At 58.5% G+C, this 6,686-nt stretch carries 7 protein-coding genes and 1 pseudogene; 2 read left to right on the top strand and 6 right to left on the bottom strand.

Features of this window, described 5'->3' with window-relative positions; all coding sequences use genetic code 11:
• From NTD81_RS11190 to NTD81_RS11180, 3 genes and pseudogenes are all read right to left on the bottom strand, one after another.
• Positions 1–297 (bottom strand): annotated as a pseudogene (locus NTD81_RS11190) (acetaldehyde dehydrogenase (acetylating)); the annotation flags it as partial.
• Between the two features lie 26 nt (positions 298–323).
• The gene (locus NTD81_RS11185) at positions 324–1,136 is read right to left on the bottom strand and encodes a fumarylacetoacetate hydrolase family protein (RefSeq protein WP_262182415.1); all 813 of its coding nucleotides are present in this window, start codon (positions 1,134–1,136) and stop codon (positions 324–326) included.
• Positions 1,137–1,270: 134 nt separating this feature from the next.
• A complete protein-coding gene (locus NTD81_RS11180) occupies positions 1,271–1,786 on the bottom strand; it encodes a hypothetical protein (protein ID WP_262182413.1) in 516 nt (171 codons plus the stop codon).
• Between the two features lie 235 nt (positions 1,787–2,021).
• On the opposite strand from NTD81_RS11180, the gene NTD81_RS11175 reads away from it, so the two are divergent.
• Positions 2,022–3,335 carry an MFS transporter gene (locus NTD81_RS11175; protein ID WP_262182412.1) on the top strand — a complete coding sequence of 438 codons (1,314 nt, stop codon included), beginning with the start codon at positions 2,022–2,024 and terminating at the stop codon, positions 3,333–3,335.
• A complete protein-coding gene (locus NTD81_RS11170; protein WP_262182411.1) occupies positions 3,322–4,119 on the top strand; it encodes a DODA-type extradiol aromatic ring-opening family dioxygenase in 798 nt (265 codons plus the stop codon). Before NTD81_RS11175 ends, NTD81_RS11170 begins: the two co-directional genes overlap by 14 nt.
• Here the strand turns inward: NTD81_RS11170 and NTD81_RS11165 are convergent.
• The 3 genes from NTD81_RS11165 to NTD81_RS11155 are packed head-to-tail and all read right to left on the bottom strand — an operon-like array spanning position 4,116 to position 6,685.
• Complete coding sequence (locus NTD81_RS11165) at positions 4,116–4,493, bottom strand: nuclear transport factor 2 family protein (protein WP_262182409.1); 378 nt, start codon at positions 4,491–4,493, stop codon at positions 4,116–4,118. The two genes, NTD81_RS11170 and NTD81_RS11165, sit on opposite strands and share 4 nt — an antisense overlap.
• A gap of 25 nt (positions 4,494–4,518) precedes the next feature.
• Complete coding sequence (locus tag NTD81_RS11160; RefSeq protein WP_262182408.1) at positions 4,519–5,478, bottom strand: oxidoreductase; 960 nt, start codon at positions 5,476–5,478, stop codon at positions 4,519–4,521.
• The gene (locus NTD81_RS11155; protein WP_262182406.1) at positions 5,465–6,685 is read right to left on the bottom strand and encodes an MFS transporter; all 1,221 of its coding nucleotides are present in this window, start codon (positions 6,683–6,685) and stop codon (positions 5,465–5,467) included. Before NTD81_RS11155 ends, NTD81_RS11160 begins: the two co-directional genes overlap by 14 nt.
• Between the last annotated feature and the right edge of the window lies 1 nt (position 6,686).

Here is a 6,686-nt window from a genome sequence, read left to right as displayed (position 1 = left end):
GTCGATCATCAGCACACCCAGCTCGTTGAGTTTGCGGCTGTTTTCTGCGTGTACGTAAGCGCTGGTGGCATCGAAGGCGATGCGGATTTCATCGGCTTCGACGTGTGGCAGCAGGCCGTCGACACCGTCGCTGGTGGTTTTCAGGCCCATTTCGCGGGCGCGGGTCAGGCCTTCGGAGGTGGCATCAATACCGACCATCCACACCGGCTCAAGGTATTCGCTGCGCTTGAGCTTGTATAAGAGATCGGTGCCGATGTTGCCGGGGCCGATCAGGGCGCATTTGATTTTTTTGCTCATCAGAGTTCTTCCTATTCAATGCGTCGTTATGCAACGAAGCGCAGGCTGGATTCGCCCAGACCGCCAAGCGTCAGGCTGATTGCATCACCGGGGGCGACAGGGATCAGGGGCGCCAGAGCACCGGAGAGGATGATTTCACCCTTGCGAAAGGGAATGCCGAATTCGCCCAGGGTGTTGGCCAGCCAGGCGACCGCTGCAGCCGGATGGCCCTGTACGGCACTGCCGAAACCACGACCGACTTCCTCGCCGTTTTTCAGCATCACCAATTCCAGTTTGGCCAGATCGGTTTCACGCGGGTTGATACGCTGCTGGCCCAGCGTGAACACGCCGCAGGAGGCGTTATCCGCTACGGTGTCCTGGATGCGGATCTGCCAGTTGTGGATGCGTGAGTCGACTATCTCGAAGCACGGCACTACATAGTCAGTGGCTGCCAGTACGTCGGCGGCAGTGATGCCGGGGCCGCACAAGTCTTCGCGCAGAATGAAGGCAATTTCACCTTCGGCGCGGGGTTGGATCAGGCCGTTAGCGGCGCAGCTGACATCACTGCCGTCAGCGACTTGCATCGCGTCGGTGAGAAAACCGAAGTCGGGCTGATGGACGTCGAGCATGTCCTGCACGGCCTTGCTGGTGACACCGATTTTTTTACCGATGATCTTTTCCCCATCGGCCTGCCGCATGCCCATGGCAATCAGGGAAATCTGGTAGGCGTCGGCGATGCTAAGTGCCGGATGATCCGTCGTCAGGGGGGGGATGGTCGTACCATCGCGCAGTGCACGGTACAGACGTTGAGCTAACTGCTGGTGCAGTGGTTGGTCGCTATTAGGGGTGGTGGGGAGCATTGCGCAATCCTCTACTCAGGCTTGCGTGCATGATGCTCGATGGCTGTTTTGTTGACCTCACCCTATTGGATTATGCCTGCCAACTATCTTGTGCAAGGCCCAGGCAGAGCGCTTCTGCCTGGGCCGTAAGGCCCTTAGCTGGCGGCTTGTGCCCGGCGTTGTGCGCACCAGGCTGCAAGCAGACCGAGGCCGCCGAACACGAAGATACCTAAGCCAAGGGCACTGGCCAGCTCAACAAAGGGTACGTGGGAGTTGATGGCGGGAATGGTGCAGACGGTTAGAAACAGCATGGTTGCGGTGTTAATAATGCTGGGGAGCCACGACATGATGGTGCAGTAAATAGCAAACACCAGGGCGAGCAGGACCACTACGGTCATCAGCATGCCAACGGACTGCATAATCCATAAACAGTAAGCGAGCGCCATGCCCACTGCTGCGCCTAACGCGTCGGCCAGGAGGCGATCCGTGCGTGCTTGATCGATGGACGCCCAATACAGAACAAACAAAAAAGCGGGCCAAAAGTTATGGATGTTCAAGGACATACTCAAGGCGATAAACCCGCTGATCACGGCGATCACGCAGATGAGGACGATCAGGCCTTTGGCCGGTGATAGCTTTGCGTGTGGTACTGCATTCTCAATCGAGCTCATGTTATTTCCTGTTGTTGTTATGGTGGGCACGGAGATGTGCGTAGGCATCATGGCGTGAAGAATTACGCCATTCCTCACCCTCTTGGCTTAGTTGTGCGCGGGAGGAGGGCACTTAGTCCGAGTGGGTGAGGCCCCGATGGCGGGCAGGTGGCATGCTCGGGAAAACTCTGGAGAGGCAACCGTGACATCCCCATTGCCTAGATCCCCTGCGCCATTTCGCCAGCAGCTGCATGCTATGGCTGGCATCTATGCCGTGCTGTTTTTGCTCGGCTTGGAAACAACGCTGGGCGGCTCGGTGTTACCGCAAGCCGCTGCGCAATTGGAGGGGCTCGAACACATTGGCTGGTTGAGCACCATTCAGATGCTCGCCGCCGCTTGTGCAACGCCGGTAACTGCCCGGTTGGGGGATATCTGGCGGCGCAAGTGGTTAGTGTTTATTTCGATTATTTTGCTCTGCACGGCCGGGTGCTTAGCGGCAGCGGCTTCATCCATGGGCGTGTTGCTCGCTTCGCGAGTGGTTAACGGGGTGGCGCTGGGCATGATGGCGGGATCGGCATTTGCGGTGCCGGTCGATGTCTTCCCCGACCCTGCGCAGCGGATACGCTGGCAAAGTATTAGTGGCGTGATGTTCGCCATCTCGAGCAGTCTCGGGCCAGTGTTGGGGGCTGTACTGAGCGAGTTTTTCGGTTGGCGTATGGCCTTGTTGGTGCTGCCGGGAGCTTGTCTGCCAGTGCTCCTCGCCTTGGCCACAATGCCGGATCTGCAGGCGCGCTCGTTGACCCGGCAACGCTTTGATGTCTATGGGGCCTTGTTGATGAGCCTGTTTATTGTGGGTTCATTACTGGGTTTGCAAAGCCTGGGTCATAGTCATGCCGCATGGCTGTATTGGCTGGTTGGCGCGTTGGCGCTGCTGTTGTTGTGGCGCCAGCAGCAGGGGGTGCAACAACCCATTCTGGCTCTGGAGGTTCTGCACAACACGCAGGTCAGGGTTATTTCGCTGACTACCGTCTTGAGTGGCGCGATTCTGGCCGTGCTGATGTTCTATAGCCCCTTGCTCCTCACCACGCTGAACGATATGAGCTTTCGTGAGGCTGGTTTGGTCATGATGCCGATGTTGATTGGGATGCCGTTAGGCAGTCTGCTGAACAGCTTTCTGTTTCCCAAATTGGCCCAGCCCAAGCGCTTGTTCTGCTTAGGCAGCGCCTTGTTGATTGGCGGCACGCTGTGGCTGGTTATGTTGCCGCAGGGCTTATCAAGTGGTGCCATCATGGTCGGCTATGGTTTGTCTGGCGTCGGCCTTGGTTTTATCAACCAGAACCAAACGCTGTTTGTGCAAATGGTTACTCCGCGGCAGTTTGTTGGCGCGGCCACGGGGCTGGTGTCTACGGCACGCAGTTATGGCAGTGCACTGGGCAGTGCAGTGGTTGGCTTGGCGATATTGAGCATGGGGTTGCAGGATGGGCTGGTCATTGCTCTGCTGCTGACTGTCGTTTGTGCTTTGCTGGTTTTTCCCATCAGCTTGCGGATCCAGTTGAATGACCCTGCCTAGTGTCTTTATCCCCCACGGTGCCGGGCCTTGTTTCTTTATGCGCGGGCATCCTGGATTTCCTGATATCTGGGATAACCTGGAGCAGTTTCTACGCACATTGGCGAGCACGCTTGAGGAGCGGCCAAGGGCAATTCTGGTGGTGTCTGCACATTGGCAGGCAGAGTGTTTGCGGGTGACCTCATCGGCTAGCCCCGCGTTGCTCTACGACTACTATGGTTTTCCCGCGCATACCTACCACTTGCAATACCCGGTTGCCGGTGCGCCTTGGCTGGCCGAACAAGTTTGTGCTCTGTTGCAGGCGGCGGGGTTCGAGGCTGAGCCTGAGCGCCAGCGGGGCCTGGATCACGGTGCGTTTATACCCTTCAAATTGATTTATCCCCAGGCCGATATTGCCATCGTGCAGCTGTCTCTGCGCCATGATCTGGACCCTGGTTTTCATCTGGCTGTTGGTCGCTGTTTGGCGCCTCTGCGTGAGCAGGGGGTGCTGATCGTCGGGAGTGGCATGTCGTTTCATAACATGCAGCCTGTTGGACCACAGATCGCTGAGCGGGCACAGGCGTTTGATCAGTGGCTGAATGCCGCGTTGATGGCTGAGCCTGCTACGCGTGCAGCTTTGCTGACGGCGTGGCCCAAAGCTCCGCATGCGCGCTTTGCGCATCCTCGTGAAGAGCATTTGCTACCGCTGATGGTGGCGTGTGGAGCGGCGTTGGAACAGCCTGCCAAGCGTATTTATCACGAGTCGCTGGCAGGCTTGGTCGCGGTATCGGCTTTCCGTTTTGGCTAGCCGATTGCGATATCGCTTTGGCCAAAATAGGCTTGCATTGAGGTAATGAGACCTTGCTCGTTGAAGGTCATCAGATCAATCACGCTGACCCGAGTCACGCTTGCCCCATTACCAATCACGGCCACAAATGCCATCGCTGCCGCATTGCTCATGCTGGCCCGGATAGGGGCAGCCAGCTCCAGTTGTGCGCCTGATAACAGGGCATCGCGATAAAATTCGCGGATGGCCTGTTGGCCCACTTTGGGTGGGCTGCCATAAGGGTCCTCGACGGTTGCGTCAGCGGCATACAGCGCGACAATGGCGTGCAGATCGGCGCGGTTGAAGGCGTCGATATACGCCTGCAGGGCGCTTTTCATTTGTGCTTCTTTTGACATCACATTCTCCCGGTTGCCGCGCAGCTTAAGCCCGACGCAGCTGCGTCAGGGCGTCGTAATTGACTTCGCACAAATGCTCGGAGGTTTCCCATAGCCAGTGCGCCAGTGCCTGATCTGTTGCCATCCCCCCAATGCGTGCGGCTTTTGGCGGGCCTTTCATTTCACCGAGGCCACTGGGACCATAAAAGCCACCCGGTTCGATATCCTTTTGCGTGGCAGCGTAGAGCAGTGGCTGAGCACCTTTGTCGGCGTCTTGTCCGAGCAGGGGCATGATGACTTTCAGCACGGCGCCGACCATTTGGTCTTTCCAGCTGAGGCTGCCTTGACGGCTGCGGTTGCGGCCGATTCCGGTGCGGGCCACACCCGGGTGAGCGGCTACGCTGATCAGTGCTGTGCCTGCGCGCTCGGCGCGGCGTTGCAACTCCTGGGCGAAGAGCAGATTGGCCAGCTTGGTCTGGTTATAGGCACGTTGTGCCTCGTAGTGCTGTAGCAGTTGCAGATCGTCGCGGTCGATAATGCCTTGACGGTGCACCAGGCTGGAGGTGGTGATCACGCGTGGCGCGCGCGCTTGCAGCAGCACGGGCAGCAGGTGGCTGGTGAGCGCAAAGTGCCCCAGATGGCCGATGGCGAGGGTCAGTTCAAAGCCCTCAGGCGTGCGGTTAGCTTTGCTTAAGGGTTGGATGCCGGCATTGTTGAATAGCAAGTCCAGCGGCTGCCCCTCACTGACTAACGCAGCGGCGAAGGATTTGACCTGGCTGAGGTTGCTTAAGTCCAGTCGCGCGAAGTGTGCGTGGGCCAGAGGCTTGTGCAGGTTGATGTGGGCGATGGCGGCGCGTGCGCCCACTTCGTCCAGATCAGCAATCAGCACCTCGGCGCCGGCCTTGGCCAGCGCCTTTGCCGTTTCCAAGCCGATGCCGCTAGCACCACCGGTCACCAGGGCTCGCTTGCCTTGCAGGTTAGGTAACTGCGATTCACTCCATTGCATTGTGTGGTTTCGCCTTATTAGTTGTTTTGGGGATGGCCAGTGCAGTGAGAACAGCTAAGAGCAAGAGCGTGGTGGTGGCAGCCAGGGCAAGGTCGTAAGAGTAGTGTTCGGCCAGTAAGCCAATCAAAATGGGACCTGCGACCATGCCGAAATCCGCCGACATCTGATAGGTAGAAATCACCGTGCCGCCGCGCCCATTGGCGGCATCGCCTGCGGCAACAGCCGCGGATGTTGTACAGAACGCGGTACCCAGCCCCATGCAGGCCATCCCGAGCAAATAGGCCGGCAGCGCGTGGCCGAACTGGATGATCAAAAAGCTGGCCAGAACCAGGCTCAAACCCAGCAACAGCGGCTTTTTAACCCCCCATTTGTCGACATATTGACCCGCTTTAGGAAGGACTAGGGTCTGCGCGAGGGCGCCTATTGTCAGGCCGATGCCAATCCATTTACTGGGCTGTTGCAGCACCACCAGCAAGAACAACGGCAAGACAGAAACCCGCACGCCATAGACGGCAAAGCCGATGGCGAAGTTACTGGTCAGTGCGGCGCGGTACGCGCGCAGTTTGAGCGCAGCGCGAAGGCGCGTAGGGGGTTGGCTCAGCTCGCGTTTGGCACTGTGCGGATGCCGCTGGTCACGCAGTAAAACCAGGGCGACGAGGCCAGCGAGGCCAGCGCCCGTGCCATAAATAAAAAAGGGCAGTCGTACTGACAGGTCGACAAACAAACTGCCGATGGCTGGGCCTGCGACCGTGCCGATGTAATACGCGCCCATAAATAGACCGGTGGCTTTGCCCCGTTGCTCCTGAGCCGTTGTGCGCAGCAGCAGGCTCATGGCCGACACGCTGTACAACACCGAGCCGACTCCGCAAAGACCGCGAAACAGAAGGAGTTGCTCAGCTGACTGAGAAAAGCCGGCAGCAATACTGGTCAGGGCCATAATCAGCAGGCCCGCGCACAGCAAGCGATACTCGCCCCAGAGGTTGCTGAGTGCGCCACTCGGCCAGGCCATCAGCAGGCGGGCCATGGGAAAGGCGGCAATAATCAGCCCCACCATGCTGCTGCCCACCCCTAAGCTCTGGCCAAAAACCGGGATGGCCGGCGACTGGATGCCGAAGCCTACTGCGGAAATGAAGCTGATAACGCACAGGCAGCGCACTTCCAGGGATATTCCGCTTAGCCAGCTACTGCCTGTGGTTACCGGTTTCATA

This window comes from Pseudomonas sp. 5P_3.1_Bac2 (assembly GCF_025465995.1).
Lineage (GTDB): Bacteria > Pseudomonadota > Gammaproteobacteria > Pseudomonadales > Pseudomonadaceae > Aquipseudomonas.
Note: the sequence above shows the minus strand (reverse complement) of the source record. Positions and strands in the feature narration are given on the sequence as shown.